Genomic DNA, 26,236 nt, shown 5'->3' on the forward strand with positions numbered 1-26,236 from the left:
ATGAATAGGTATTAACGGATTGGGTTGTGTACGGTTACAAGCTTCGTTCCATCTGGGAAAGTTGCTTCAATCTGAACATCGTGGATCATTTCTGATACGCCTGGCATTACATCCTCTTTGGTAAGAAGATTGGCGCCTTCCTGCATCAATTCAGCTACTTTTTTTCCATCTCTTGCTCCTTCAAGCAAAAAGTGGCTAATAAGAGCGATTGATTCTGGGTAATTTAATTTCAGACCTCTGGCCTTTCTTTTTAGAGCGAGCTCGCCTGCTAGAAATAGCATAAGCTTCTCCGTTTCTCTCGGTGTTAAGTGCATAATATTTTTATTTAAAATTGGACAAACAGTATCTGGTTCACCTTTCTGCAAAGGCAAATAAGAATGTTCAAAAATGTAATAGGAAGTATGATACCTATGGTTCTGTACTGATATCAATACAAACTACAACGGATCATTATAAGTTTAAAATAAGATTAGCAGCCCGCTATTTGCAGGGAATGATACAGAATGTATCTTGGTGCTGTAATATAGACACGGTTTTGAACGGCCGCTATCTGAGTATTGGAAGAATAACCTGCAAAGAAATAGTGAAGCCACTGCTGTGCAAGTATGGAGTAATCAAATTTCACTTTCTCCCAGTCATTGGAATCCTGTGCATCCTGTACGTCTGAAAAGCTGTACATTTCAGCCTGTGTCTGCTGATCAGATTTTTGCTGAAGAAGATGAATTTTTGAAATAATATCAGAATATGATTGAGTTTTCCCTTTATGTGTAAGAAAACCTACACACAACGCTGAGAAAAATATCACAAAAGAGAAAAATAAGACTCTTTTTTTCATACCTGTTAATAATGGTGTAAAATTAGAACAATCTTGAAAGGCAGGCTATCAAAAAAATTATTTAAAATGTTCAAAATCGCAACAAATACAATTTTATATAATTTTAACATTTGGCTATAAATCCTTTATTTACAATGGATAAAGTAAGTTTATCAACTATGACAAATAATTTATTGTCCGTATTCATATAATTCTTCCTAAACAGTGTGTTTTTTGTTCTATTTAAAGTATTGGTTAATTCAATAAATAATCCATAACATTCTCTACCAATATACAGCTCAAGAGCAACAATTATCTTGTAAAAAAGTTCATTTCACAAAAACAGGAGGTATTTTTTTCTTTTCTTATAATTATCGTAAATTTGTATACAACATACTTATTAATTTAATAAAAATAATAAAACGTAATATGTCAAAAGCAATTTCGCAAGTACCATTAGCGGTAAACGAGCCTGTAAATTCATACGTACCGGGATCTCCGGAAGTTAAAAGCCTTATCGACACATACAAAAAAATGTGGTCTGAAAAGGTTGAAATTCCAATGATCATCAATGGTAAGGAAGTAAAAACTGATACAAAAGTACAGCTTCAGTCTCCTCAGGATCATGCTCATGATTTCGGGTTCTATTACCAGGGAGGTATGCAGCATGTGGATGACGCTATCAACGCGGCATTAGAAGCTAAAAGTGCATGGAACGAGCTTGGTTGGGAGCAGCGTGCAGCTATTTTCTTAAAGGCAGCTGATCTTTTAGCAGGTCCTTACAGAGATGTCATCAATGCAGCTACAATGATCGGACAGTCTAAAAATGTACACCAGGCTGAGATTGATTCTGCTTGTGAGTTCATTGATTTCTTAAGATTCAATGTAGAATTCATGACTGAGATGTATTCTGAGCAGCCTATTTCAGACAATGGCATCTGGAACCGTGTTGAATACAGACCATTAGAAGGATTCTGTTTTGCGGTTACACCGTTCAACTTTACTGCTATTTCAGGAAATCTTCCTACCTGTATGGCAATGCTAGGAAATGTAGTGGTTTGGAAGCCTTCTGACAAGCAGGTTTATTCTGCAAAAGTAATCATGGATGTATTAACTGAAGCGGGTCTTCCTGCAGGGGTTATCAATATGATCTTTACAGATGGTAAAGAAACTGCTGAAAAAGTATTGGCACACAAAGATTTTGCCGGTCTTCACTTCACAGGTTCTACGAAGGTATTCCAGGGAATGTGGAAAATGATTGGTGACAATATCCACAACTACAGAACATATCCAAGAATTGTTGGTGAAACTGGTGGTAAGGATTTTGTAATTGCTCACCCATCTGCGAATGTAGAGGCTGTTGCAACGGCATTGGTAAGAGGTTCTTTCGAATATCAGGGACAGAAATGTTCTGCAGCTTCAAGAGCTTATATTCCTAAATCTCTTTGGGCTGATGTGAAAAAAGTAATGGAAGCTCAAATGAGTACTATTAAAATCGGTTCTCCTGAAGATCCGTCTAACTTTGTGAACGCGGTTATTGACAAGAATTCTTTCGAAAAATGTAAAGGATACATTGACAGAGCAAATGCTTCCGGTGAAGCTACTGTAGCTATTGGTGGAACTTATGATGATTCTAAAGGATGGTTTGTACACCCAACTGTGATTGAAACTACAAATCCTCAGTACGAAAGTATGGTTGAGGAGATCTTTGGACCTATCTTATCTGTATTTGTATATGAAGATCAGGATTGGAAAGAAACTCTTAAGGTTGTAGATTCTTCTTCTCCTTATTCATTAACAGGTTCTGTATTCTCACAAGACCGCTATGCCATCAATGAGGCTTATAAAGCATTAGAAAATGCATCAGGGAACTTCTATATCAACGACAAACCAACGGGTGCTGTTGTTGGTCAACAACCTTTCGGTGGTGGTAGAGCTTCAGGAACTAATGACAAAGCAGGATCTAAAATGAATCTTTTAAGATGGACGTCTGTAAGAAGCGTAAAAGAAACTTTTGTTTCTCCAAAAGATTATAAATATCCTTATTTAGGATAATAAAATATGTAATAGACAATGAGTAATTATTGTCTGTTCTTTCCATACAACCTCGGAATTTCGGTTCTGAGGTTTTTTTATGCTTGGTATGAAGACAATCTTCTGACTAATTAAAATTCATCTGGAATAATGATATTTTTAATAACAATATCTTTTTATCTTTTAATAAAATTACTATATTTGAGTACCATCAATCATTAAAAAACAATTATGAAAACATTCTGTATAACAGCTGTTCTTGGAATTCTTTTCCTGGGAAGCTGTGCTCAAAACAAAGAAAAGAGAGAAGAATATAAAGCGGCTCACGATAAAGATTCTTTAAGAAATAAAATGGGCGATTCCGCCGTAGCCAATTCCGAATCCTCTTCTCCTGCTCCAACAACAAAAACCGACAGTATAAAAACGAAATAAAATCACAAATCCACAGACGTACTGTGGATTTGCACTTAAAAAAACTTGACTGAAAAAAAACCGGGCAATCAACCCCGATTATATGGTGTGAAACGGAACTCCGGATCAAAATTTTTCTTTAGCAGATAAAAACTGGAGTCATCATTATTTCAAAAAATTGAAATAGGTAAATGTGAATATCTAAAGTTTCATGGTCTGATAGTTTTTCGTTTTACTTTATCTTAAAAAGAGACATAATGCTTTTAATACAAAACAGACATCTCACTAAGTCGTATTCCGTAAAAACTGCGGCAAATATAGGGCAGCATTAGGGTTTCGTAAAATAATAGGTTATCCATTTTCACGAAAATGGTAAGACAGGGCTCAGAAAAAACAGCTTTTTTTAATCATTTTCGGGAAAATGAACATTTTTATTCAATTGATTTTCAGTATCAATATGCTTAATATAAGCTGATGGAGAATAATCTGTGACCGCTTTAAAGACAGCCGCGAATTTACTGTGAGAGGAAAAGCCGCATTCATCTGCAAGAATGCTGATTTTATATTGTCTGTACTTTTCATCATTAATCAGTTTATCAACAATATAATTAATCCTTAAACGGTTGATATATGTTTTGAAGTCTGCGCTTTTATGCTGATTGATTACGTAAGACAGATACTTGGTATTGGTGTTTAGTTCACCGGCAAGAAATGACAAAGACATTCCTTTATGATTATAAAGTTCTCCTTTTTCAAATTCTTCTAATAGCTCCAGCAGTTTGGATTCTGTTTCTGAAGTCATCAGAGATTCATTTCTTTTCCTGTCTACTTCGGAGTCTTTTTCATCAATTTCTTCAACAGATATATTAGAAAATTCAGGAGCTTCTGATGAAGGTATAGGATGGCTTCTGCTGCTAATAAGGTTCAGCTGGGTTCTGATGATATTTCTTAATTTCGAACGTTGTTTTTTCTGTTTTGTTCTGAAAAATATAATTAAAGCAATACAGGATAAGAATAAGATAATAATGGCTACATTTTTGGCTTTGCTTACCTCTCCGGAGCCTTTGCTTTTTCCCACAGGAACTTCTTTATTTTTCCCTGTAAAACCATGATTACGGGCAGCAATACTGTCATATGCTCTTACATACTTTACGGCATACAAAGACGCTTTGAAATTATCACCCGTACCTTCATAGTAATCATTGATATTGGAATAAACTGCTTTTTTAAGCTTAAGACTTCGGGAGGTATCTGCAATTTTCTCTGCTTTTTTAAGGTAAAACTCAGCGTCTTCCCAGTTTTTTTGCTTCAGGCGAATTCCTCCCAATCCATTGTACACCAATCCCAGAGTACAACTCCCTTCTTTAAGTAATTGTTCAGCTTTTCTGTAGTATCTTTCAGCAACAGGATAATTGTTCACCTTGAAATACACATCCCCTAAAACCTGGTAAGAGGCTGCAGTAGTTTTATCTTCGTTACGGCTCTCTATTTTTCCAAAATGTTTTAAAGAAAACTCTACAAACCGTATGGCATTCGTATAATTTCCCAACTCCATTTCATAAAAGGCCATTTCCTGATTCAGCAGACCTGCAGCTTCATTACTTTTTTGAAAATCAGCAATTTGTTTTGAGGCTTCCAGTCCTTTCAGTATGTATTTTTTCGCCCTTTCGTAAAGCCCTACCTGTCTATATTGCCGCGCAAGTAATCGGCTTACTTCTACCATCCGTTCCACATCATTTTCGTCGCTGATCAAAGAGTGTGCATTTTCGCTGTAGTAAATTGCTTTTTTTATTTCTCCGGCATGATCGTACAGTTCTGATGAAAGAATAAGACTCCTTATTTTCTCTGATGGTTTCTGGGAAACAGTATAGAGGGAATCTGCCGTTTTAATAGCTTCTGGCAAGTTCTTATAAGCAGTAATGGAAGAAGTTCTTTCACAAGCCTGTTCAAACGTATTTTTATTCTGAGAAAATATAGGGACTGCTGCGGAGAGCAAAAACAAAAGTATCAGTACATTTTTAGACATAGAAAAACAAATTATTATTTTTATTTTATAATAATTCATCATTATTCTCACAGGTGTCTTTTTGTTTTTTACAAAACTAGTGATATTTTGCTTTTAATTAAAACATTCTGTTGAAATTTAATGATTTAACCTAAAACACCAAATTACATTAATTTTAATAATTATACCAAAATAATAAACGATTTTCTTTCATACCCTACTATCCCTATATTAAAAACAGGTTTCCTATATAATTATTTTCAATATGATCTGGCTAAATGTCACCATATTTATTACATTTGCATGGAATAAAAAGTTTTTATGAAAAAAATAGCCATACTTTCAACCTTATTTATTGGAGCTTTTGCCTGGGCACAAGGAATTAAATTCGAGGACGGGAACTTCGCCTCTATCGTTGCCAAAGCAAAAAAAGAGAACAAACTTATCTTTATTGACGCCTATGCTTCATGGTGTGGACCATGTAAACTAATGGTAAAAAATATTTTCCCTCTTAAAACGGTAGGTGATTATTATAATTCTCATTTCATCAATGCCAAAATTGATATGGAAAAAGGAGAAGGAATAGATCTTGCCAAAAAATATAATGTAAAAGCATTCCCTACTTATCTGTTCATTAACGGAAATGGCGAAGCTGTACACAGAACACTGGGTTATGTAGAAGAAAGCGATTTTATACAGTTTGCAAAAGATGCCGAGGACCCAAGCAAAAGACTTACCTCTCTGAAGCAGCAGTTCGAAAGTGGAGAAAAAGATCCTGAATTCCTAAAAAACCTAGCCGGACTTACCATTTATAATGATCCTGAATTTGCAGGAAAGGTGCTTAACAGATATTTTCAGCAAAAATCAACATTAGATCAGGAAGATGTTCAAATGCTTCTTTCAGGTACTCAAACTACAGACAGCCCTTTATATAAGACCTTTCAGGATAAAAAAGCAGACATTCTGAAATTGATTCCTGCAGATAAATATGAGGCGATCAACAAGAATATAAAACTGAATACTGTAGCTCAAAAAGCTTATAATTCAGAGACCAAAACATGGAATGACAGCTATTTCATGACAGAAACTTCAAAATTTCTGAGCAAAGAAGAGGCCGACAAAATCTTAAAAAGAATGAAAGCCAACAGAGCATTGAAGAATAAAGATATTCCTACCTATGAAAAACTGATTCTGGAACTTTATCAGGATTACTCCACTGCGAGCTCTGCAGAATTAAATTCTCTTGCATGGAATTTTTTTGAAAATGTAAACAACAAATCATCTTTAGAAAAAGCGGTGGCTTGGGCACAGGAATCTGTGAAAAAAGATCAGAATTTTGCGAATACAGATACTCTAGCCAACCTTTACAACAAGGTAGGTGATAAGAAAAACGCAAAAATATGGGCTGAAAAGTCTATTGAACTGGCAAAAACTTCAGGAGAAGATTCTTCCGACACTGAAAAATTACTAAAAAGTCTTTAAGAGATCTTTATAAAACAAAAAAACGCAGCGTGATGAGCGCTGCATTTTTTTTTTAGTATTATTGAACCACCCCGTCAAAAATTCTCTGAATTTCTGCCATCCCTCCAGAGGAAGGGAATTTTCACTTCTTCAATGATGATATTTGTGAAAATCAATGATTATCTTTATTCGATTAGTATTCAAAAAGAACACTTCCCCAGGTAAATCCACTTCCGAAAGCAGAAAGAAGAACAAGATCTCCTCTCTTGATTTTTCCTTGCTCAATAGCTTCACTTAAAGCAATTGGGATAGAAGCTGCAGTAGTATTCCCGTATTTCTGAATGTTGTTGAAAACCTTCTCGTTTGGCAATCCAAATTTTTCCTGCACAAACTGAGCAATTCTCAAGTTCGCCTGGTGAGGGATGAACATATCAAGATCTTCTACTTTTTTTCCTGCTTTATTTAAAGCTTCCATCATGGTTTCAGGAAATCTTGTAACAGCATGTTTGAATACAAAGTTTCCGTTCATGATTGGGTATACTTCTTTATTGGTAACGTTTTCCGGATCTTTTCTCATTCTGTCGCTCCAACCGAATTTAGATCCCGGGAACTGCGTACAAAGATCGTCTGCATATTTTCCTTCGGAATGCATATTCATGGCTAAAATATCTCCTGCGTTTTCATCCTCTGTTGCTGAAAGAACAATCGCTCCTGCCCCATCTCCGAAGATCACGGAAACTCCCCTTCCTTCATCTGAAAAATCCAATCCGAAAGAATGAACCTCTGCGCCTACTACAAGTATATTTTTATAAGTACCGGATTTGATAAAAGCATTCGCAACACTCATAGAATATACAAAACCTGAACATTGATTTCTTACATCCAGAGCTCCGATGGTATCACATCCCAACATATCCTGAAGCAAAACCCCGCAACCAGGGAAATAATAATCCGGAGAAAGGGTTGCAAAAATAATATAATCGATATCTTTTGAAGTAAGACCTGCATTCTGAATAGCTTTTTCAGCGGCTTTGCAACCTAAATAAGCGCTGGTCTCTTGGGAGTCGTACCTGTTTTTTCTGTGTCTTCGTTCCTTGATGCCTGTCCTTTCTGTAATCCATTCATCATTCGTAGTCATTAGTTCGGCTAAATCATCATTGGTAACAACGTTATCTGGAACATAAAATCCAACACCTTTTATTGTACTTTTAATCATATAGTTTTATAATTTTGGCAAAGATAAAACTTATTTAACACATAGTATTTCAAAATATTAGTATTTTTACTTTATGCCAATTGATACGATATACAGAAGCGCCCAGTGCGAATGGGTAGATGTAGAGGCTCCTACCGCAGAAGACCTGAAATTTCTTCATGAAAGATACGAAATCAACAATCTCCTTTTGGAAGATACCATAGATCCTAATCACCTCCCAAAATATGAGGAAGACGGACATGTAAAATTCTATCTTCTTCGCGAAAGTACGGAGCTGGAGAGAAAAAACCTCAACACGATTAGTGACATCAGTACCAAAATCGGAATTTTCCTATTGAATAATACCATTATTACCATTCACAGGATGAAAAGCAGAAGCATTACGGAAACGAAAAAAAAGCTTTCTGTAACGCAGGAAGAGGTCAGTCCCCAAAAAATAGCCCTCATGATCACCCTTCTGATTATGAAGAGTTTTGATGATGAATCCATCAGCCTATTGGAAACCATGGATAATATTGAAAATGAAATCTTTCTTAAAAACACCAATCATACCAGTCAGATCCGAAGGTTGTATAAACTGAAGCGAAAATCGGGACTGAATTCAAGAGTTCTGATTATTTCTACAGATGCTATCGACAAGTTTAAACTACTAGATCTACAGGATTCTGAGATTGTGGATTTAAAAGATAAGCACAAAGATGTAGTAGCCGACTTTGATCATTTGAATATTCAGATCACCAACCTTATTTCGATGTTTCTGGCCCTTTCGGATCAAAAGGCCAACCAGGTCATGAAAGTTCTTGCTATTTATTCCGTGTATTTTTTACCAATCACTTTTATTGCCGGAGTATATGGAATGAACTTTGAAAATATGCCGGAACTTCATCATAAACATGGCTACTTTATAACACTGGGAGTTATGGCAACAGTCGTGATCAGTACCTTTATTTATGTAAGGCGCAGACAGTGGTGAACTGGTGGAAAATAACCCCAAATAAAACTGAAATGCAAAAATCATTACACAACAAGATATACATGATTTTTGCATTTTAGCTTTTCTCCCTTTTGAAAAAGATCCATTTTTCAACAAAAACAAAACCCATGAAAACTGAAAACTTAAATACAACGCTGCAGGATAATTCTCTTTCGCAAGCTTCTAAAGAGAAACTGACAGCATTGCATGAGAATATCTCTTCCAAAGAATTTTCTGATCTTTTGGATGCCTATGGCAATCAATATGTGGAATTTGTACAGGAAGGCGGTGGAGTCTGGGGAAGTGCTCTGGTAGGCTATCTCTATGGACTGGAAATCTTTGGGATTCGTTTTCTGAAAGTAGCCGGGACAAGTGCGGGAGCCATCAACACGATGTTGATTGCCGCCTGTAAAACCAAAGAAGAACCGAAAAGTGAACTGATTAAAAATATTCTTTTCACTTGGGATTTTGCAGATTTCATGGATGGGAAAACCTATGTAAAGACAACGCTTCATGCGATGCTTAATAATAAGGATTTCTTTAAGATCAATGCCATTTTGGCCGCAATTATATTTATTATTTTGGTCAGTATTCCGTTTGTAACGCATTCGGAAAAGATATTGAATGCCAAACTAATGTTTTTAATTCCTCTGATTCCGGCTATCATCTTGTTTTTCTGTATCAAAAAGCTTTATCATAATTTCAGGAACGAAAATAGCGGGCTCAATCCCGGCAATGCTTTTCAGAATACCATGAAAAATGCTCTTGAAAGTTTCGGTATTCAAACGGTAGCCAGTCTGAACGAAAAATTCATTAGAAAAGAACATGACCTCAACCTCAACTATCGCTATGGAAACGGCCAGGAATATTATACCATAGCTCTGCAAAGCATTGAAAAAATCAAAACTAAAAATCTGGAACATATTGACCCAACCCGATACCGGATTTTCTATGAAAGTGCTGCCAATAATGATTATTATAAAAACAACCCTTTTTACCTTCTCCGTTCAGAATACATTGTTGTAACTACGGATATCAATGCTAAAATAAAAGTAGAGCTTCCTACGATGGCCAATCTGTATTGGTCTGAAGAAGAACTCAAGCACATCAGCCCTGCAGAATTTGTCCGCGCTTCTATGTCTGTACCCTTCTTTTTTGAACCTTTTCAAAAAGTGATCAACAAATATGAAGACTCTGTGAAGTATGCATGGAGATATTGGATGAACACCAAACAGGAAGATATTAATCCGGTCGGAGTTTTCATTGATGGAGGCAGTATTTCCAATTTCCCTATTGATCTGTTTCATGCAGATGAAGTTTTTTATCCGAGAATGCCTCTTTTTGGGGTGCAGCTCACCAGTGATTCTGATCTGCTCTCAGAGAAGGGAAAAACAAGTGCGGAAATCCTCAAAACCCCTTTCAGCTATGCTGGAAACATCATTAATACATTGAAGGGATTTAATGATAAAACATTTCTTACCAAGCATACTTTCTACAAATTATACAGTATCCAGACTGTCAATTGCGGCACGAGCAGCTGGCTGAACTTTTTTATGAAAAGAGAAGAAAAGGAAGAACTTTTCAACAGAGGATTTCAGGCAGCCCTTGATTTTCTCCATCAATTTGACTGGGAAAAATATAAGTATGAACGCATGATGCTTTCTATGAAAGAGAAAAAGATACTGAAAGAAGAAGACACCCCTACGGTAGGATAAGGATTTTTAAGTATTTTAGCCTTTTAAATATCCATGAAAAAGAAACACTTTTTAATTCTTGCAGTGATAGCAAGCATTATTTTCATTTCTATTCCGATTATTCATATTCTTAAAACAAAATGGAGTGAAACTGATCTTAAAAATGAAATTCCAAAAGGTTATACCAATGATGCAAGTCAGTTGAATTTAACCAAAATAGATACTCTGATCAAAGTTCCTTCATCCAAAGCAGACATTGAAATTCAGTTGCAGCAGATTTTACAATATGCCAAAGAAAAACATCTGAAAATATCTATCGCCGGAGCACAGCACAGTATGGGTGGGCATTCAATTTACCCCAACGGAATTCTTCTTAATATGCTTCCTTATAAACATATGGAGCTGGATGACAAAACGAATATTCTAACCATCGGCTCGGGAGCTCTTTGGGAAGATGCTATTCAATATCTCGATAAACATGGAAAATCTATTGCCGTAATGCAGGCTTTCAGTTCGTTTTCTGTAGGTGGTTCTATCAGCGTAAACGGACATGGATGGCAGAAAAACCTTCCTCCAATTTCTTCCAGTGTTGTTTCTTTTTCCCTGATGAATGAAAGCGGAAAGATCATCAATTGCAGCAGAGAGGAGAATCCGGAACTTTTTAAACTGGTCATTGGCGGATACGGACTTTTCGGAATTATTCTCGACATCCGTCTGAAAGTGGTTGACAATACCGCTCTTCAATATAAATATATCCGGTTAAAAGCAGATAATTACACGGATTATTATAAAAAATTCATCTCTGAAAATCCTAATGTAAATCTTGTTTTCGGAAGGTTAAGGATTTCAGACAAACGTTTTCTTGAAGAAGCCACCATCAATTATTTTGAAAAAGTAAATGAAAAGCCTTTGTCTCTTCCGCTTCAAAATGCTAAAAATGAAGAAGTGAAACGTCTTGTATTCCGCAGTACCGTAAACAGCGAGTATGGAAAAAGATTAAGATGGGATCTGGAAACCGGAATGAATAAAATGACCAAAAATGCAGTGTATTCCAGAAATGAGCTTCTTAATGATCATGTCTCTCTGATTGAAAATAAGGATCCGAATTCTACGGATCTGCTTCAGGAGTATTTTATTCCGGAAAGACATTTCACTCAGTTTATTAAAGACATGAAGCCTGTTTTGAAAAATTCCGGATTGGATTTGCTTAATATTACGATCCGTGCGGTAAACAAAGATGAAGACAGCTACATGAATTATGCCCGGGAAAATGTGTTTGGGTTTGTCCTGTTATTCAATCAGAAGAAAACTGCAGAACAGGAAAACGCTATGAAATTATTAACCAACAAACTGGTGGATATAACATTAAAAAATGAAGGTACTTTTTACCTTCCTTACCGTCTTCATATTGGCAAAGAGAAAATGAGAAAGGTTTATCCACAGGCTGAATCGTTTTTTGAGCTGAAAAGAAAGTATGATCCTTCTGAACTTTTTGATAATAAGTTTTACCAACATTATAAATAATAATGCTATTAAGAAAAAAACAACAATCAACAAGATTTTAAATAAAGAATAAATGAACTGGATTATAAGAAGTACAAAAAAGGTAAAGTTCCATACCAACCTTCATGAGGTTTTGAAACCTATTTGGAATGATCTTGCTGTTTATAAATGGATTCTGACAGATTTAGATTTTATATCTGATCAACCACTTCCAATTAATTTTGATGAAGATTATTTTGTTTTGGATCATCCGGAATTTGAACAACTCTATAAAAGCAATACTCAGATCATTTGGGGAATACTTTCAGCTGTTCCAAATAATATTGAACCGGATACTTCCGCCTGCTCCACATTGTCTGCTGAAGATACAAATGTCTGGGAACCTGATCATTTTTTAATTCAAGGAAGTATGTTAGAAATTATTGCTTTTGACAGCGGATATACTATTGTAAAATTTAAAGATCAAAGTCTCTCGGATAAATTTAAAGATTATTTTCAAGAACAGGCAGTAGATCTGCAAAAGTTTAATGAAAAGTACATCAAATGAAATTAATTCACAGATATTTATTCATTTCTGGAATCTGTATATTATTACTTTCAGTGATCATGTTTCTGGTAGGTATAGGAATGTTTACGGCAAGTGGAAATTTCCCACAATTTATCGTAAAACTGGCTGAATTATGTTTTGCATTTTGGCTGCCATTTCTTATACTGGGAAGTATCTTTACGACTACCGGAGCAGTCATGGGGTTAATCTTTGAAAGAAAGAAATCTTAAAAAAGTTTCGAAGTATTTATTTGAATGTATCAATAGAAGTCATTATGGGCGGATTTATAGAATTGTACAGACTTGATAAAGCAAAAATAAGAGAAAACCTGTACCCGAAAATTTCGGATACAGGTCTTCCTGAGGTATTTGTTGCAGGTATCGATAAAAATTTTGGGAACTTTCATAGTTTTTTGAACCATCAAAATACAATCTCAAAAGTCTCTTATGAGAAGATTCTTGCAAAGCTTCAACAAGAAAATTACACTTTAGAAAATCAGGAATTCACGATGCTTTTTGAATGGTTTACCTGGTATTATCAAAATGATCACCAAGAAGATGAAAAAATCTTTGCCCATCATGGATTCATCAGCATCTGGCATCTTACTACCCGCTATGAAGTTCCCCTCCTCTTTTCAGTGGCTGCCACAGGAGTTGAGGAATTTTATATACCGCTTCTTGATAATGCTCCGAAATTGACAATTGACAGTATTTTGAGCAGTGACGAACTCCTTCTTATGGTTGATTATCTTATTCTTCTTTCCTTTAAAGCAGCAGTTTTTAAAGAATCACCTGATGTAGAGGAAATGAGAAAATCATTTAATATTGCTCAGTTTGAGCCCCATATCAATTTGCATATCAGTACAGAAAAACACTTAGACACCTATCTTCAAAACACTGATTATCTATACCATGATGAAATGAAACATCTTCTTGATGGCGGCTATGAATATATTCCGGACATAATGATGAACATCAAAGAAAATCTGGACGGTTATCAAGGTCCGGTTTACCTTGATCATCATAACTAATTTAAAGGCTATCCAGAAAATCAAGATACATCGGAACGCTTCTGTTAATCCATTCATCGGAAGAATCTCTTTCAATTCCATAGTAAACGAAAGGTTTTTTATACTCTGCTTTGATGTAATCAAAAGTCAGTTCATAGGGACGGAACAGTTCATTCATTGTGTATTTATATTCACCCCACTGGCTGTAACCTTCTTCATCAATTCCGGCCGTTACGGCTAATGACATTTTCTTTCCTGCAAGTTTAAAACCACTGTTGCTTCCATAAGCCCAACCATAAAGAATAACCTCATCCAGCCATTGTTTCAAAAGCGGCGGGCTGCTGAACCAGTAAAAAGGAAACTGAAATACAATCTTATCATAAGATTCCATCAGTTTTTGTTCTTCTGCAACATTGATCTTTCCATCTGGATAAGCCTCATATAATTGATGAACAGTATATTTTTCAGGATTCTTTTTTAATTCGTCAATCCATTTTTTATTGATTACAGATTTTTCAATATCCGGGTGTGTAACAATTATTAATGTCTTCATTATGTTTAAATTTCTATGACAAAATTACTACACATAACTTACATTTCGTACATTAGCTACCCATTGTATGGTACTATAAAAAATGTAAGTAATGACTAAAATAAAGGAAACTTCCACCAATTTCGCCAATAAAAAAGCTCTAGCTGATGAATGTCCGGAGATTTATGCTTCCAACATTATCGGAGGACAATGGGCCTTGGCCATCTGTTGTTATCTGATTAACGGGAAAATGAGGTTTGGAGAACTGAAGAAAAAGCTAAATACCATTACAGAACGTATGTTGACGCTTCAACTTCGAAGGTTAGAGGAAGATAAAATCATTACCAGAACCGTATATGCTGAAGTTCCGCCACGGGTAGAATATGAACTTACAGAAATCGGGTATAAACTCGGTCCTATCATTCTAGAATTTGAAAAATGGGGAAAAGAACATAGGCAGCTTTTAGAAAATCAATAAGATAAAAAAGGTTTTACGTTAAAAAATTTCATTACATTATTTTATGTAAATTGATTACTCTTTAACACCCAAATCAACACCTATGAAAAGTCTTACTTTTTTAATCTTCCTCACTGTATTCATCTTTCTTGGAAATTCCGTCAATGCACAGAAAATTTCTGATGGTCAAACCTTAAATCTGAATGGAATGACTGTTACATTCAACATACTCAACAAAGAGAGTATAGAATCCGGTGGAAAATCCTATGATCGATACAAAGTCTCTGCATCGGTAAAAAATACATCAGATAAAGCATACAATATTCGGTTGTCCGCTTTTCCTCAAGTTGTAAGCAATATCGGCCTTGTAGAAATTGATTGTATGAATGCAACTGGGGCCAGATTGACTTCTAAAAAGATCGAATTAAAAATGAAAGCTCAAATACTGAACGTTACGTACTCAGCCTATGACAGATCGGGAAAATTTGTAACCAGTACCATTCCGGTAACCGGCAGTTACTACTTTGATCCTGGAGATACCATTAGTGATGATGCTATTTTCATTGTTCCCCAAGGTGAAAAACCTGATGTTTCAGTGAGAAGTATGAAATAAAATAATTGAGATTCCTGCAGATTCTATCATTCTGCAGGAATCTTTTTTTAAAATATTCTGATTTCTTTTCTATTTACCTTCCGTTTTCGTCCACATTGGACTGCTATCTAATACCTTTTGATAAACAGGACAACTTTCAGAATGGCATCCTTTCAGATATCCGGTGCTCATTAGAAATTCATTTACGATTTCTCCTCCTGTAAATTTGAACGTTTTTTTGAACAGTTTCATCCACTCCTGAAGAGTTTTAGGATGATGATAGTCCAACCATTTCTCAAATGAGCCGAATTCTTCCTGTAGCCCGATGGTAGTTTTAGCATTTTCTATGGCAGCATTCACTTTCAGCTTGTTTCTTATAATTCCAGGGTCATTCAGTAGTCTTTCTCGGTCTTCTTCTGTATAGGCCGCTATTTTCTGAATATCAAAATTGTCATACGCTTTTCTGAAGCTTTCTTCCTTCTTTAAAACAGTTTCCCAGCTCAGACCTGCCTGATTGATTTCCAAAATCAGTCTTCCAAACAGTTCATTATCATCATGAATCGGAAATCCATAATAATTGTCATGATAATTTTTGTGCAGTTCTTTTCTGCTCTCGGGCTGCATTCCTTCTATGGCTAAGCAATAACTCATTGAAATATATTTTCTGTTTTCGTTAAAAATGTATTCAGGGCTTCTTTAATATCAACCCCTGTACGGTCTGCCAACACAATAAGCCACCAGATATTCTCGGCTAGCTTGTGTTCAAGTTCTTCTGCTGAATCTTTTTTGAGCCAGGTTTTCTGATGAGACATTACATTTCTTCCTACCAACCCTGCGTCCGTAAGATAAGCTAAGGCGTCTTCTTCCAAAGTCCATTCCGATCCGTTTCCCCTGGTCTCAAGCTGATGGTACTTTTCCCGGATGTGTAAAGAACGCTTTATAATTTCGTTAAAATTATCGTTGCTCATATTATTAATTTCTATTGTAATAACTTTTAGAGTATAAAGATAAGATACAGTTTTGACAACTGTGCGTCAGCAGTATTTTTAAACTTTAAAATTTAACAAAAATTTTGGAATTCTTTCAGTCATTGATTGGGAATATTCAGTAGTTTTGAGTTTTAAAACTAAAATGATGAAATTCTCTACAACAATCTTATTCATACTTTTCACGGTTTTTTATCATGCACAGACTCTCTATTCAAAAGCATACGGAAATCCGAATAACCCTCCCGTGATTTTTATTCATGGCGGGCCAAGTGGAAACGCTACTTTATTTGAAGGAACAACGGCCTCAAAACTCGCTGAAAAAGGCTTCTATATAATTGTCTATGACAGACGCGGTGAAGGACGTTCCAAGGATGAGAATGCCACAATGACCTTTAAAGAAAGTTTCGAAGATCTGAACCAGATTTATGCAGATTATAAGCTCAAAAAAGCCAATATTATTGCGCATAGTTTTGGGGGAATTATTGGGACTTTGTTCACCGATCATTTTCCAAAGAAAGTAAGTTCTCTCACGCTTGCAGGAGCCTTGTTTACCCAACAGGAAACTTATGACCATATTCTGAAACAGGCAAAAGAATATTTCAAAAATGACCCGGCCCGGTTAAAAGAAATATCCGAAGTAGAGCAACTTGCTAAAAATTCTGCAGCCTATAGAAAAAGATGTTATGAGATTGCAGGAGCAATGAATTTCTTCAAAATGCCTTCTCCCACTCCAGAAAGTGAAGAGCTCAGAAAAAACTATGAAGCGGGTGAGTTTTATACAAACAATATCAGAAATCCCAATTCTCCAGCAAAATTCTATCAAAATGAACCTCTTAATAATCTGGACAACACCAAAGTTTTAAAAGAAATTAAAAAAAAGGGAATTCCCATTTTTGCTATTTACGGAAAGAATGATGGTATTTTCTCTGAAAAACAACTCAATGATCTTAAAAATATAGTCGGAAAGAACAATTTCAGACTGATAGATAACTGTTCTCACTATTTATTTGTAGATCAGCAGGATGAATTTTTACAATTTATTAAACTTACATTGAAATAAAGTGTAGTTTTGTGAGAATGTCAAATAAAAAAGTATATATCAGTTTTTGTAAAATCATCGTATTGATGGTTATTCTGGTATTTTCTTTATCACCATGCTCCGTAAAAAGAAATGTGCTTGATATTTTTGACATTCAATATATCAGCGGTTTAAATAAAGTAAAGATAACGCCGGAAACTTTTTCTGCCTGTGACTCTTTTTCTGCTTCTTCAAAAGCTTCTTTCTCAAAAGCTACCGCTATTAAGCATAAAGGAGCTTTTCCAGCTATACACTTTACGTCAAAGAATATCCGGGTAGAAAAGATATTTTTCAATGATTACTCTGGGCATTCTACAGGAAACAGCCCTCCGAAATATATTCTGTTTAAAAGACTGAAATTGAGTTTGGCTTAAACATTCTTATGTTAAATCAATAATCAGTTTTTTACACAACAATATTTATTTCAATGAAAAATACCAATAACAGCCAGTCTACTGACATGGCCGGATTATATACTTTATCCCTCCGTCTGGTTATAGGATGGACTTACTTTTCAGCTTTCTGGCGCAGACTTATCTTAGAAAACAAACTTATTCCTGATGAAAAAGGATATATTGGAGAGAAATTCAATCATTTCCTGCCCAACGCATTAGGCATTAAACCTGTCATCGAGTATCTGGTGACTCATCCTGAAGCTTTGCAGCGTTCTATGATGATCTTCACAATCATTGAGGCTATTGTTGGATTCCTGATCATTTTGGGATTATTTACACGGCTGATGAGTATCGGAATTTTCAGCCTTGCTTTAGGAATCTTGCTTGGTTCCGGTTGGCTAGGTACAACCTGTCTGGATGAATGGCAGATTGGAGTTTTGGGCATTGCAGGGGGCTTTGTACTGTTTCTTACAGGAAGTGGTCCTTATTCTCTGGACTATTATTTTATCCGAAAAAACAAAACTTTTACCCATACTCGATGGTTTACATGGTTTGCATCAGGAAACTTAACTGTTTCAAAACCTAAGATTTTTGTCCTGATTGGTTCACTCATCATCTTTGGACTTACTTTGTATACCAACCAATACTTTCATGGTGGAGTCTGGGGAACTCTTCATAACAAATCGGTACAACCTAAGCTTGAAATTTCAAATATAGTTCATCATCATTCGGATTTAACCTTTCAAGTTTACAGAACGGAAGGGGCTGATGTTTATGGTTCTTTTTTAATAGGAATTCATCTGTTGGATAAAAACGGTAATATCCTCAAAGAACTTGATCATAAAGACCTTTCAAAATTCCCTAAAGAAAACATCAAAAATCATTATGTTGCGAAAATAAAACCCGGCAAACACAGTCTTGTTATTCCATTGGGAGCTAAGGCCGATATGATAATTAATATTGATGATATTTTCCCAAAAGGCACTATTCATTCGCTAAAACTGATTGATATTAGTGGAATTGAATGGGTAAAGAATATTCAGTAAAATGAAAAACAGAAATCATACTTATCACAGAAGCGGACTTTCGTCCGCTTCTGTTGATGAAAAATAAAATCACTATACAATCTATTGTTTCAAAATTTTCAGTTGTATAGTTAAATTTTCAGTTTTTTGAAACCGTAATTTCGTAAATGCACGAACTGTCCGGATCCAGTTTGACTACTTTTATATCAATAGAAACATCCAGCCCCATGGTATCGCAAACACCATGGATAAAAGGTTTTATAACCGGCCATTCCAACTGGTCTGCAATCTGCAGGCTCTGTGTAATTCTGTGGTAACGGTCTGCTCCTTTGATCAGTAATTTGCCTTTGTGGTCATTTAATTCTTTAAATTCAAAATTATATTCGGGACTGGATGTAAAAACTGCTCCTATAAGTATTTTTGCCGCTGCCGGAATTCCTGGTTTCAAATCTGGCCTTGCATTGAGATTTCTTAAAGCCATATTGGATCCAAGATCATGCATAAAGGAACTGGAAAGCTGCTGTATAGCTCCATCTCCATAAAGTTCGCCTGCCTGTTTGAGCATTCCTCCATAAAAGGCACCTGTAATGTCTGAAAGGCGCTGGGTAAGCTCTGTAAAAGTTCCTGGGAAATAATCTGTGATAATCTGAGCGTGATTCATTTCAGGAAGATAAACGTCATGTTTCCTAAAATCGGATAAGGCTACGTAAGTTTCCGGTAATGGTGTTGAATTCATATTTATTATTTTGTGTGGTTTTCGTGGTCATGATTGGTATGGTTGATATTGATAGTATGACTGAAGGAATAAGTATATATTTTTCAGAAATGGGGAATCTTGCCTTTGTTTTCGTCTATACAAAGCGGGCATAAGAGCAAGTGGAATACACTAAACTTATATTCGGAAAGACTGTGAAAGTCTAATTCTCGAGAACCTTTTGAAAGGATATTCTGGAGTGAGGGAATCTGTTCATATTTTTTTCATTTGGTAGTGTAAAGCTAGAAAAAATAAATAAACTCTCCAATAGGTGATATTACTTTTATTTCAACAAAGAGTCTGAAAATTAATATTTTGCATTTATATCTTCAATCTCCATCATAAAAAAAACCTTCGGGGTTTCCGAAGGTTTTAATTAAAATTTAGTGCATGGCTTCACTCAAATCTATTTTTTCTTTGCTCTTTCTTTCTTTTACGAGTAAGATAAACGGAATACATATTAAGAATATAATCCCGAGGTAAAGAAATACATCCATATAAGAAAGTACAGTGGCCTGTTTGGTGACAGATAGGTCTAACATTTTGTAGGCGGCGTTCATCGCCTCATCAGGCGTTTTACCTTTAGCGATAAAACTTGCCTTCAATGCTGCCAGTCTCTGTTGAACGTCAAAGCTATTTTCGTCCAGGTGAGAAATTAAATTATTTCTATATTTCTGGCCTGCATTCGCAATAAAGGTTGTGATAGCTGCAATCCCGAAAGATCCTCCCAACTGTCTCATCATCCCTGTAAAGGCTGCTCCCTGACCAATCTCCTGCCCTTTCAAAGTACTTAGAGATAGGGACGTGATCGGGATAAACAATAATCCAAGACCGGCACCTCTTACGATAAGCATCCAGAAAAAGGCATCTTTGCTGGTATCTGGTGTCAGAATTTTATATCCCCAGAAACTATACACAAAGAAGATGAACAATCCTAATGAAACCAGAATTTGCTGTTTTGCACCTTTTGCCAAAAGTCTACCAATGATAGGCATCATAAAGGCTGTGGTTAATGCAGCAGGAATCATCAATGCTCCTGATTGAAGGGCCGTCCATCCCAAGATACTCTGCGTATACAAAGGAACAATGAACGTGGAACCATACAATCCAAATCCAAGGACGAATGACATCATCGTTCCGATTCTTAGGTTACTATTTTTAAGAACCCTGAGTTCAACGATCGGATATTTAAAGGTAAGTTCCCTCCAAAGGAATAAGATAAATCCTAAAACAGCTGCTACTGTAAATGCTACAATCATTCCGCTGGCAAACCAGTCTTCTTCATGACCTCTTTCCAGAATGAACTGTAATGAACCTACTGTTACTGCCAGTAATGCAATCCCAATCCAGTCTACATCTGATACTTTACGTTTTTCTGCATATTTCGGACTTCTTACAAACTGCAGTGTCATCAAGGTTGCTGCAATCCCAATCGGAATATTAATATAAAAGATATAAGGCCAGCTGAAATTATCAACGATATATCCTCCAAGTGGCGGACCTAGTGTAGGGCCAATAATTACTCCCAGACCATAAATAGCCTGAGCCATACTTCTTTTTTCAATCGGATAAGATTCCGTAATGATCGTTTGTGAAGTTACCAGTAAGGCTCCTCCTCCAATTCCCTGCATCAATCTGAAGAACACAAGTTCCCAGATATTGGTCGCATTTCCACATAAAAATGAAAATATGGTAAATATGATGATGGATGCCGCGAAGTAATTTCTACGCCCAAACTGTTGGGAAAGCCAGCTCGTCATTGGTACTATAATTACGTTACCAATGGCATAAGCCGTAATTACCCAGCCCACTTCAGAAAGTGTAGATCCAAGATTCCCCTTCATTTCATTCAAGGCAACATTGACAATCGTGGAGTCTACAATTTCAAGAAGGGCACAAAGGATAGCAGTAATCGTAATGATCACTCTACGCGCTCCATATTCTACTAATGAATCTTGCATAAGTTTTTTCGATGTAAAAAGTCAATGGTGAATTTTACTCCACAAGTGAATGGTGAATTTTAAAACTTTGTGTTTTAATTAAAAGCAAAGCTGATTCACTACTGACAAAGAAGTTCATTGACTTTTAACAATTTTAAATGTTATTTCAAAGCAACTTCAGCCTTCACATTCATTCCTGTTCTTAATCTTTTTGCAATATCTTTATCAAGGTTTACAAAATCGATTTTTACAGGAAGTCTCTGTACTACTTTTACGAAGTTACCACTCGCGTTATCCGGAGGAAGGATAGAGAAGGTAGCTCCTGTAGCCGGAGAGAATGAGCTTACTACTCCTTCAAATTCTTTGTCAGGGAAAGCATCAATCTCGATTTTCACTTTCTGCCCTTCTACCATTTTATCAACCTGAGTTTCCTTAAAGTTAGCCACTACCCACTTCTGGTCGTTTTTCACCAAAGCAAAAAGCTGTGCTCCTGCCTGTAAATACTGACCTGCCTGAGTAGGTACTTTTCCTACGTATCCATCTTCAGGGGCAAGGATTACAGTGTATGATAAGTTTAATTTCGCATTTTCTACATCTACTTCTCTTTGTTTAGCTACAGATCCTGCAACACTGATTTGTTGAGAGCTTGCCGCTGTCTGAGATGAAGCAATGTGAGTTTGCTGAGCAATCTGATTTCTCTGATCTACCAACACCTGTAATTGCTTATCTGCAGATTGTTTTGCTGCTAAAGCCTGCTCATATTGTTGTTCTGTAATAGAGTGATCTTTCACAAGATTTGCATATCTTTTCAAATCCTGAGAAGTTTGCCAAACGTGTACTTTCGCTGCTTCTATCTGAGCATTTGCCGTAACGACAGCCGCTTCTGAAGAACCGATATTTTTTGAAGTAGCCGTTGTTGTAGCTTCAGCATTTGAAATATTGCTTTTAGCCGTAGATAAAGCTGCCTGAGCTTGTTCCAAAGCCATTTTCTGATCTCTGTTATCTAAAATAACCAACGTATCTCCTTTTTTTACGAACTGGTTATCTTTTACTTTCACCTGTGCCACATATCCTGAGATTTTAGAAATAACGGGTGACATATTTGAAGTAATTTGAGCATCATCAGTCTCCTCATGATACTGTCCGTATGTAAAGGCTCTATAACCATAGATACCTCCTCCGATAACTACAGCTGCTAAAATGATAGGAAAAACTAAACTTTTTTTCTTTTTAGGTTCAGCTGCCTGTGTATTATTATTTTCCATTTTGGTTTCGATCTGATTATTTAATTGTTAAAGTTCCTGTTGTCTGTAATAGTTTTCTGTATGCCAACGCAGCATCTGCCTTAGCATTGATCACGCCAACGTTAGCTGCAATCTGAGCTGCGTCTGCATCCAAAAGTTCCGTCATGGTAGCAAGACCGTTGTCGTATTTATTTTTTGTAATTCTGTAATTTTCGTTAGCCTGCTCAGCAGATTTTTCAAAAACAAAAATTCTCTTTTTAGAATAATCTGTATTCTGATATTCTCTGTTCACATCCAGTTTAATGTTATCATTCAGTAGTTCATCTGTAGCCGCTAACTGTTTTTCTCTGGCCTGAGATTGTCTCAGTGATGAGTTCTCTTTCCAGATATTGGATAAATTATAAGAAATACCGATTCCTACATTCACGGCATTGTATACCGTAAGAAATTTCGGAATATCTGCTGCCACATATCCTCCTGTAAATGCTAATGATGGAAGGTTTTCTGCTTTTGCCGCTTTTGTTCCCAACTGAGCTGCTTTTCTTTGCTGAGCCAAAGCCTGTAAGTCTTTACGGTTTTCTCGTGCTTCGTTTACGTAAAAATCAACAGGTTTTACGTCTGAACCTTCTTCAATGTAATTCTGATCAACTTCTAATTCTGTTGTTTCAGGAAGTCCTAGTAACAGGTCCATATTGATATTGGCAATATTGTAATTGTTTTTGGCTTCCAACAGCTGAAGTTCGATATTGGATGTCTGAAGGTTAGCCTTTAATCTGTCGTTTCTTGCGATCAACCCGTTGTTTTCCATTTTAAGGAAAGTTTCGTCTCTTTTCTGAGAAGCGGCAAGGTTTTCTTCAAAAACTTTGATGGATTGGTTGGCTTTAAACAGATTATTATAAGCCTGAGCAACATTATAAGCAATGGCTACTTTATCGTTTTCCGTACTTAGTTTTGAAGCTTCCACAAGATATTTGGCAGACTGAATACCGTATTTGATTCTTCCACCGCTGTAAATAGGAACACTAAGGTTGGCCGAACCATAAACTACCTGATGTATATCTGGTCCTCCTGCTCCACCGGAAAGTCCTGCCAATTTGATATCAACATTTGGTTTTATGGGAAGATACATATAGCTCCCAGAAACTTTCAATTCCGGAAGCTGTCTGTTTTTAGCTTCCAAAAGATCAGCGGTAGCCTCTTCGATCTTGGCTGCGTCGATCTTAAGATTCTTGCTGTTCTGGATTCCCAGCTGCACAGCTTCATCAAGAGAAAGGGTCTTTTTCTCCTGAGCATTTGCATTTGCTATTCCTACGAATAGTGATAATGCAATCACTGAGTTATTTATTCTCTTCATAACCTAAAAGGTCTTTTAGTAAATATTTTATATGTTTATTAAGTTCTGTGTAGTATTTTTCATCAAAAACACTGTCCTCTTCTGTATCATTAAGGAATTCTTTATACATTTCTTTAGCATTGAATGCATAAAACAGAGTTCCGCTTATCGTGGTATGCAACAGATAGATGGGAGGATTTTTGGTGAAAATTCCTTTTCTATGACCGCTTTCCAGAATTTGAGAATACATGGAGAGAAATATCATTTTGGTTTGCTTCAAAAACTCTACAATCTGAGGATTTTGAGCATAAAGCTGCTCTCTCTGCATAATTCTGTAAAAACATTTTTGAGTTCTTACCTTATTGGAAAACTGATCGATTATTCGTTCAATCTTTTGCCACTCGTTCATATCTGTTCTTTCTAAAATATCCTTTGAAAAAAACTGTCCTTCATTCATTCTGTACTCCACCAGTTTTTCATAAAGTTTTTCCTTGGAACCGAAATAATACGAGATCATCGAAATATTTACATGAGCTGCTTTAGCAATTTCCCTTGTGGAGGTTCCTTCGAACCCTTTCTCGGCAAAAAGCTTTTCGGCGGCAAATATTATATTCTCTTCTTTTGAAATCATGTCATTACTCATTTTTCAGGGCGCAAATTTACACAAGTTTTCGTTCGAATCAAACGATTGATTGATTTTTTAATATAGATTTAATTTATTGTAAATAAGAGACACTTTCTATAAACTAATGACGATAGTACAATCAGATATGAATTTACAAAAAAAGTGCCTAATGATTTTACTATTTATTTAAATTTTTGTTAATAAACAGAAAAGTAAGTCATATATCCGTAGTGATATTTATAAAGTCTCGAAAAAAAGAAAATGGGAGGTGAATCGTAATTCTGTAAGTATAAACCATACTTACAGAAAAATATATAAAGCAGGTTTTCTATCAAAAATCGCTTTGATAAGAAAATATAAAAATAAACTCCGGCAAATGACCGGAGTTTGTATATTATGTACTTTTATGAATATATCGTGATAATTTGATGCCGAGATCTGTCCATATGATTTTAGGATTCCCGTTTCTTGTAAGGTGCAAATCTGCGTCATTGATCTCTTCCAGAATACTCTCAATATTAGCTCCGGTAATGAATTTCGAAAAACCACCCCAGTTGAACCCGTTGGCATCAATCTTTTTGTACACCAAATTTTCAGACTGATAATTCTGTAACAATGCTAACCTGAAGATCTCAGAACAGTAGTTCAGGAAGTTTTTTTGCTTTTCCCTGTTCCAGCCTGCAATTTCTCTGGCCCAGAGAATAATACTTTTCAGATAAGCAGGTTTCTTTTTTACCATAAATGCATCCCGCACCCACTGAACAAACAATTGCTCAAACTCACTGGTTTTATCACCGGAATTCAACAATTTGATGGCATCATTGAGGTTTCCCTGTGCTTCATGAACAATTTCTCTGATTTTTTCTTCCGATACAGAATGATTGTTTTTGAGAAATTTTTGAATGTCTTCGTCTTCAATTCTCGGCACTTCCACAATCTGTGTTCGGGAAAGAATGGTGGGAAGAATATCATTTGTACTTTCTGCTGTGAGAAGAATAACAGTTTTTGCCGGCGGCTCTTCCAAAAATTTCAAAAATTTATTGGCCGCGGAGGTATTCATTTTATCAGCTCTCCAAACAATCAGAATTTTTGTTCCTCCTTCGAAGCTTTTTAGTGCAAACTTCTGGTTTTGATCATCAATTTCGTCTGCTGAAATAAAGAGCTGCTTATTTTCAGATTCCAGAAAGGCTGTCCAGTCATCATAGCTTGCATAAGGAGATGCTAGAATCATTTCTCTGAACTCATCAAACTTATTCTTACTTAAAGAATTTCTGTTGTCTGTAAAGACTGGAAAGCTAAAATGCAGATCCAGGTGATTGAGGTGTTCTACCTTAGCTGCAGCATGACTGTTTTCCCGACTAAAGATTTCTTTTGCATAGGCCAAAACCATTGGTAATGTTCCATATCCCTCTTTTCCTACAAAAAGCTGGGCATGGCTCACTCTGTTTTCGGCAATGCTCTCTCTAAGAAGTTTTTTCAGATGATCCTGTCCGGCGATGTTCTCCCAATTCATGTTTCAAAGATAAAAAATCTTATTTCAATTTGTAAAATTAAGTCTGATTAAAATAGAAACTGTCTGAACATTTGTAATGAAATTGTCTGTTT

27 protein-coding genes are annotated in these 26,236 nt (G+C 35.9%); 14 read left to right on the plus strand and 13 right to left on the minus strand.

The features are described 5' to 3' along the window. Positions 1-11: 11 nt before the first annotated feature. Both ureA and ACQ76T_RS11825 read right to left on the minus strand, forming a co-directional pair. Positions 12-314 carry an urease subunit gamma gene (gene ureA / locus ACQ76T_RS11820; RefSeq protein ID WP_034697260.1) on the minus strand — a complete coding sequence of 101 codons (303 nt, stop codon included), beginning with the start codon at positions 312-314 and terminating at the stop codon, positions 12-14. 155 nt (positions 315-469) lie between these two features. Next, a complete protein-coding gene (locus ACQ76T_RS11825) occupies positions 470-835 on the minus strand; it encodes a hypothetical protein (RefSeq protein ID WP_431343493.1) in 366 nt (121 codons plus the stop codon). A gap of 408 nt (positions 836-1,243) precedes the next feature. Here ACQ76T_RS11825 and pruA point away from each other — a divergent pair, with 408 nt between their 5' ends. Beyond that, entirely contained in the window at positions 1,244-2,869 is a 1,626-nt protein-coding gene (gene pruA, locus ACQ76T_RS11830) for an L-glutamate gamma-semialdehyde dehydrogenase (protein WP_431343494.1), read from the plus strand. A gap of 210 nt (positions 2,870-3,079) precedes the next feature. Further along, complete coding sequence (locus ACQ76T_RS11835) at positions 3,080-3,280, plus strand: hypothetical protein (protein ID WP_431343495.1); 201 nt, start codon at positions 3,080-3,082, stop codon at positions 3,278-3,280. A 382-nt stretch (positions 3,281-3,662) separates the two neighbouring features. Here the strand turns inward: ACQ76T_RS11835 and ACQ76T_RS11840 are convergent, their stop codons facing one another. Then, positions 3,663-5,285, minus strand: coding sequence for a tetratricopeptide repeat protein (locus ACQ76T_RS11840; RefSeq protein WP_431343496.1), 1,623 nt, complete (start codon positions 5,283-5,285; stop codon positions 3,663-3,665). Positions 5,286-5,585: 300 nt separating this feature from the next. Here ACQ76T_RS11840 and ACQ76T_RS11845 point away from each other — a divergent pair, with 300 nt between their 5' ends. Continuing rightward, positions 5,586-6,746 (plus strand): thioredoxin family protein, encoded by a 1,161-nt coding sequence (locus ACQ76T_RS11845; RefSeq protein WP_431343497.1) that lies wholly within the window; start codon positions 5,586-5,588, stop codon positions 6,744-6,746. 172 nt (positions 6,747-6,918) lie between these two features. Here ACQ76T_RS11845 and ACQ76T_RS11850 read toward each other — a convergent pair whose 3' ends face one another. After that, entirely contained in the window at positions 6,919-7,941 is a 1,023-nt protein-coding gene (locus ACQ76T_RS11850) for a 3-oxoacyl-ACP synthase III family protein (RefSeq protein WP_431343498.1), read from the minus strand. A 73-nt stretch (positions 7,942-8,014) separates the two neighbouring features. Here ACQ76T_RS11850 and ACQ76T_RS11855 point away from each other — a divergent pair, with 73 nt between their 5' ends. The 6 genes from ACQ76T_RS11855 to ACQ76T_RS11880 all read left to right on the plus strand — a co-directional run bounded on the left by ACQ76T_RS11855 (position 8,015) and on the right by ACQ76T_RS11880 (position 13,688). Beyond that, positions 8,015-8,914 (plus strand): magnesium transporter CorA family protein, encoded by a 900-nt coding sequence (locus ACQ76T_RS11855; protein ID WP_431343499.1) that lies wholly within the window; start codon positions 8,015-8,017, stop codon positions 8,912-8,914. Positions 8,915-9,042: 128 nt separating this feature from the next. After that, positions 9,043-10,629 (plus strand): patatin-like phospholipase family protein, encoded by a 1,587-nt coding sequence (locus ACQ76T_RS11860; RefSeq protein ID WP_431343500.1) that lies wholly within the window; start codon positions 9,043-9,045, stop codon positions 10,627-10,629. 33 nt (positions 10,630-10,662) lie between these two features. Further along, a complete protein-coding gene (locus tag ACQ76T_RS11865) occupies positions 10,663-12,132 on the plus strand; it encodes an FAD-binding oxidoreductase (protein ID WP_431343501.1) in 1,470 nt (489 codons plus the stop codon). Positions 12,133-12,184: 52 nt separating this feature from the next. Next, complete coding sequence (locus tag ACQ76T_RS11870; RefSeq protein WP_431343502.1) at positions 12,185-12,658, plus strand: hypothetical protein; 474 nt, start codon at positions 12,185-12,187, stop codon at positions 12,656-12,658. Then, positions 12,655-12,888, plus strand: a complete 234-nt coding sequence (locus ACQ76T_RS11875) for a hypothetical protein (RefSeq protein ID WP_431343503.1) — start codon at positions 12,655-12,657, stop codon at positions 12,886-12,888. Before ACQ76T_RS11870 ends, ACQ76T_RS11875 begins: the two co-directional genes overlap by 4 nt. A gap of 20 nt (positions 12,889-12,908) precedes the next feature. Next, positions 12,909-13,688, plus strand: a complete 780-nt coding sequence (locus ACQ76T_RS11880; protein ID WP_431343504.1) for a hypothetical protein — start codon at positions 12,909-12,911, stop codon at positions 13,686-13,688. Position 13,689: 1 nt separating this feature from the next. On the opposite strand, the gene ACQ76T_RS11885 is transcribed toward ACQ76T_RS11880, so the two are convergent. Then, entirely contained in the window at positions 13,690-14,220 is a 531-nt protein-coding gene (locus tag ACQ76T_RS11885) for an NAD(P)H-dependent oxidoreductase (RefSeq protein ID WP_431343505.1), read from the minus strand. A 91-nt stretch (positions 14,221-14,311) separates the two neighbouring features. Here ACQ76T_RS11885 and ACQ76T_RS11890 point away from each other — a divergent pair, with 91 nt between their 5' ends. Then, positions 14,312-14,677 (plus strand): winged helix-turn-helix transcriptional regulator, encoded by a 366-nt coding sequence (locus tag ACQ76T_RS11890; RefSeq protein ID WP_431343506.1) that lies wholly within the window; start codon positions 14,312-14,314, stop codon positions 14,675-14,677. Between the two features lie 82 nt (positions 14,678-14,759). Continuing rightward, positions 14,760-15,269, plus strand: coding sequence for a hypothetical protein (locus ACQ76T_RS11895; protein WP_431343507.1), 510 nt, complete (start codon positions 14,760-14,762; stop codon positions 15,267-15,269). A 69-nt stretch (positions 15,270-15,338) separates the two neighbouring features. Here ACQ76T_RS11895 and ACQ76T_RS11900 read toward each other — a convergent pair whose 3' ends face one another. Next, on the minus strand, positions 15,339-15,899 hold the full coding sequence (locus tag ACQ76T_RS11900) for a DNA-3-methyladenine glycosylase I (protein ID WP_431343508.1): 561 nt from the start codon (positions 15,897-15,899) through the stop codon (positions 15,339-15,341). Beyond that, positions 15,896-16,216: a MazG-like protein gene (locus ACQ76T_RS11905; protein WP_431343509.1), complete on the minus strand. Its 321-nt coding sequence runs from the start codon at positions 16,214-16,216 to the stop codon at positions 15,896-15,898. Before ACQ76T_RS11905 ends, ACQ76T_RS11900 begins: the two co-directional genes overlap by 4 nt. Before the next feature lie 163 nt (positions 16,217-16,379). On the opposite strand from ACQ76T_RS11905, the gene ACQ76T_RS11910 reads away from it, so the two are divergent. From ACQ76T_RS11910 to ACQ76T_RS11920, 3 genes are read left to right on the plus strand one after another with little or no spacing between them, the layout of a single operon-like run. After that, positions 16,380-17,297, plus strand: a complete 918-nt coding sequence (locus ACQ76T_RS11910) for an alpha/beta hydrolase (protein ID WP_431343510.1) — start codon at positions 16,380-16,382, stop codon at positions 17,295-17,297. A gap of 17 nt (positions 17,298-17,314) precedes the next feature. After that, a complete protein-coding gene (locus ACQ76T_RS11915; RefSeq protein ID WP_431343511.1) occupies positions 17,315-17,689 on the plus strand; it encodes a hypothetical protein in 375 nt (124 codons plus the stop codon). 53 nt (positions 17,690-17,742) lie between these two features. Further along, positions 17,743-18,756, plus strand: a complete 1,014-nt coding sequence (locus ACQ76T_RS11920) for a TQO small subunit DoxD (RefSeq protein ID WP_431343512.1) — start codon at positions 17,743-17,745, stop codon at positions 18,754-18,756. A 118-nt stretch (positions 18,757-18,874) separates the two neighbouring features. Here the strand turns inward: ACQ76T_RS11920 and ACQ76T_RS11925 are convergent, their stop codons facing one another. The 6 genes from ACQ76T_RS11925 to ACQ76T_RS11950 form a co-directional block, all read right to left on the minus strand. Beyond that, entirely contained in the window at positions 18,875-19,471 is a 597-nt protein-coding gene (locus ACQ76T_RS11925; RefSeq protein ID WP_431343513.1) for a hypothetical protein, read from the minus strand. Between the two features lie 401 nt (positions 19,472-19,872). Further along, complete coding sequence (locus ACQ76T_RS11930; protein ID WP_431343514.1) at positions 19,873-21,450, minus strand: DHA2 family efflux MFS transporter permease subunit; 1,578 nt, start codon at positions 21,448-21,450, stop codon at positions 19,873-19,875. Between the two features lie 140 nt (positions 21,451-21,590). Continuing rightward, the gene (locus tag ACQ76T_RS11935) at positions 21,591-22,694 is read right to left on the minus strand and encodes an HlyD family secretion protein (RefSeq protein ID WP_431343515.1); all 1,104 of its coding nucleotides are present in this window, start codon (positions 22,692-22,694) and stop codon (positions 21,591-21,593) included. 16 nt (positions 22,695-22,710) lie between these two features. After that, positions 22,711-24,027, minus strand: a complete 1,317-nt coding sequence (locus ACQ76T_RS11940) for a TolC family protein (RefSeq protein ID WP_431343516.1) — start codon at positions 24,025-24,027, stop codon at positions 22,711-22,713. Further along, entirely contained in the window at positions 24,011-24,649 is a 639-nt protein-coding gene (locus ACQ76T_RS11945; protein ID WP_431343517.1) for a TetR/AcrR family transcriptional regulator, read from the minus strand. The genes ACQ76T_RS11940 and ACQ76T_RS11945 overlap by 17 nt, the downstream gene beginning before the upstream one ends. Before the next feature lie 376 nt (positions 24,650-25,025). Beyond that, positions 25,026-26,144, minus strand: a complete 1,119-nt coding sequence (locus ACQ76T_RS11950; protein ID WP_431343518.1) for an ATP-binding protein — start codon at positions 26,142-26,144, stop codon at positions 25,026-25,028. Positions 26,145-26,236: the final 92 nt, after the last annotated feature.

The organism is Chryseobacterium sp. JK1, from assembly GCF_050632815.1.
Lineage (GTDB): Bacteria > Bacteroidota > Bacteroidia > Flavobacteriales > Weeksellaceae > Chryseobacterium.

Bases quoted from the DNA above. Each gene is read 5' to 3' on its own strand.
- ACQ76T_RS11845 (WP_431343497.1), top strand. From the start codon at position 5,586: ATGAAAAAAATAGCCATACTTTCAACCTTATTTATTGGAGCTTTTGCC.
- ACQ76T_RS11910 (WP_431343510.1), top strand. From the start codon at position 16,380: ATGATGAAATTCTCTACAACAATCTTATTCATACTTTTCACGGTTTTT.
- ACQ76T_RS11865 (WP_431343501.1), top strand. From the start codon at position 10,663: ATGAAAAAGAAACACTTTTTAATTCTTGCAGTGATAGCAAGCATTATT.
- ACQ76T_RS11890 (WP_431343506.1), top strand. From the start codon at position 14,312: ATGACTAAAATAAAGGAAACTTCCACCAATTTCGCCAATAAAAAAGCT.
- ACQ76T_RS11950 (WP_431343518.1), bottom strand. From the start codon at position 26,144: ATGAATTGGGAGAACATCGCCGGACAGGATCATCTGAAAAAACTTCTT.
- ACQ76T_RS11900 (WP_431343508.1), bottom strand. From the start codon at position 15,899: ATGAGTTATTGCTTAGCCATAGAAGGAATGCAGCCCGAGAGCAGAAAA.
- ACQ76T_RS11870 (WP_431343502.1), top strand. From the start codon at position 12,185: ATGAACTGGATTATAAGAAGTACAAAAAAGGTAAAGTTCCATACCAAC.
- ACQ76T_RS11875 (WP_431343503.1), top strand. From the start codon at position 12,655: ATGAAATTAATTCACAGATATTTATTCATTTCTGGAATCTGTATATTA.
- ACQ76T_RS11925 (WP_431343513.1), bottom strand. From the start codon at position 19,471: ATGAATTCAACACCATTACCGGAAACTTACGTAGCCTTATCCGATTTT.
- pruA (WP_431343494.1), top strand. From the start codon at position 1,244: ATGTCAAAAGCAATTTCGCAAGTACCATTAGCGGTAAACGAGCCTGTA.
- ACQ76T_RS11825 (WP_431343493.1), bottom strand. From the start codon at position 835: ATGAAAAAAAGAGTCTTATTTTTCTCTTTTGTGATATTTTTCTCAGCG.
- ACQ76T_RS11935 (WP_431343515.1), bottom strand. From the start codon at position 22,694: ATGGAAAATAATAATACACAGGCAGCTGAACCTAAAAAGAAAAAAAGT.
- ACQ76T_RS11855 (WP_431343499.1), top strand. From the start codon at position 8,015: ATGCCAATTGATACGATATACAGAAGCGCCCAGTGCGAATGGGTAGAT.
- ACQ76T_RS11850 (WP_431343498.1), bottom strand. From the start codon at position 7,941: ATGATTAAAAGTACAATAAAAGGTGTTGGATTTTATGTTCCAGATAAC.
- ACQ76T_RS11930 (WP_431343514.1), bottom strand. From the start codon at position 21,450: ATGCAAGATTCATTAGTAGAATATGGAGCGCGTAGAGTGATCATTACG.
- ACQ76T_RS11915 (WP_431343511.1), top strand. From the start codon at position 17,315: ATGTCAAATAAAAAAGTATATATCAGTTTTTGTAAAATCATCGTATTG.
- ACQ76T_RS11840 (WP_431343496.1), bottom strand. From the start codon at position 5,285: ATGTCTAAAAATGTACTGATACTTTTGTTTTTGCTCTCCGCAGCAGTC.
- ACQ76T_RS11940 (WP_431343516.1), bottom strand. From the start codon at position 24,027: ATGAAGAGAATAAATAACTCAGTGATTGCATTATCACTATTCGTAGGA.
- ACQ76T_RS11905 (WP_431343509.1), bottom strand. From the start codon at position 16,216: ATGAGCAACGATAATTTTAACGAAATTATAAAGCGTTCTTTACACATC.
- ACQ76T_RS11920 (WP_431343512.1), top strand. From the start codon at position 17,743: ATGAAAAATACCAATAACAGCCAGTCTACTGACATGGCCGGATTATAT.
- ACQ76T_RS11835 (WP_431343495.1), top strand. From the start codon at position 3,080: ATGAAAACATTCTGTATAACAGCTGTTCTTGGAATTCTTTTCCTGGGA.
- ACQ76T_RS11885 (WP_431343505.1), bottom strand. From the start codon at position 14,220: ATGAAGACATTAATAATTGTTACACACCCGGATATTGAAAAATCTGTA.
- ACQ76T_RS11945 (WP_431343517.1), bottom strand. From the start codon at position 24,649: ATGAGTAATGACATGATTTCAAAAGAAGAGAATATAATATTTGCCGCC.
- ureA (WP_034697260.1), bottom strand. From the start codon at position 314: ATGCACTTAACACCGAGAGAAACGGAGAAGCTTATGCTATTTCTAGCA.
- ACQ76T_RS11860 (WP_431343500.1), top strand. From the start codon at position 9,043: ATGAAAACTGAAAACTTAAATACAACGCTGCAGGATAATTCTCTTTCG.
- ACQ76T_RS11895 (WP_431343507.1), top strand. From the start codon at position 14,760: ATGAAAAGTCTTACTTTTTTAATCTTCCTCACTGTATTCATCTTTCTT.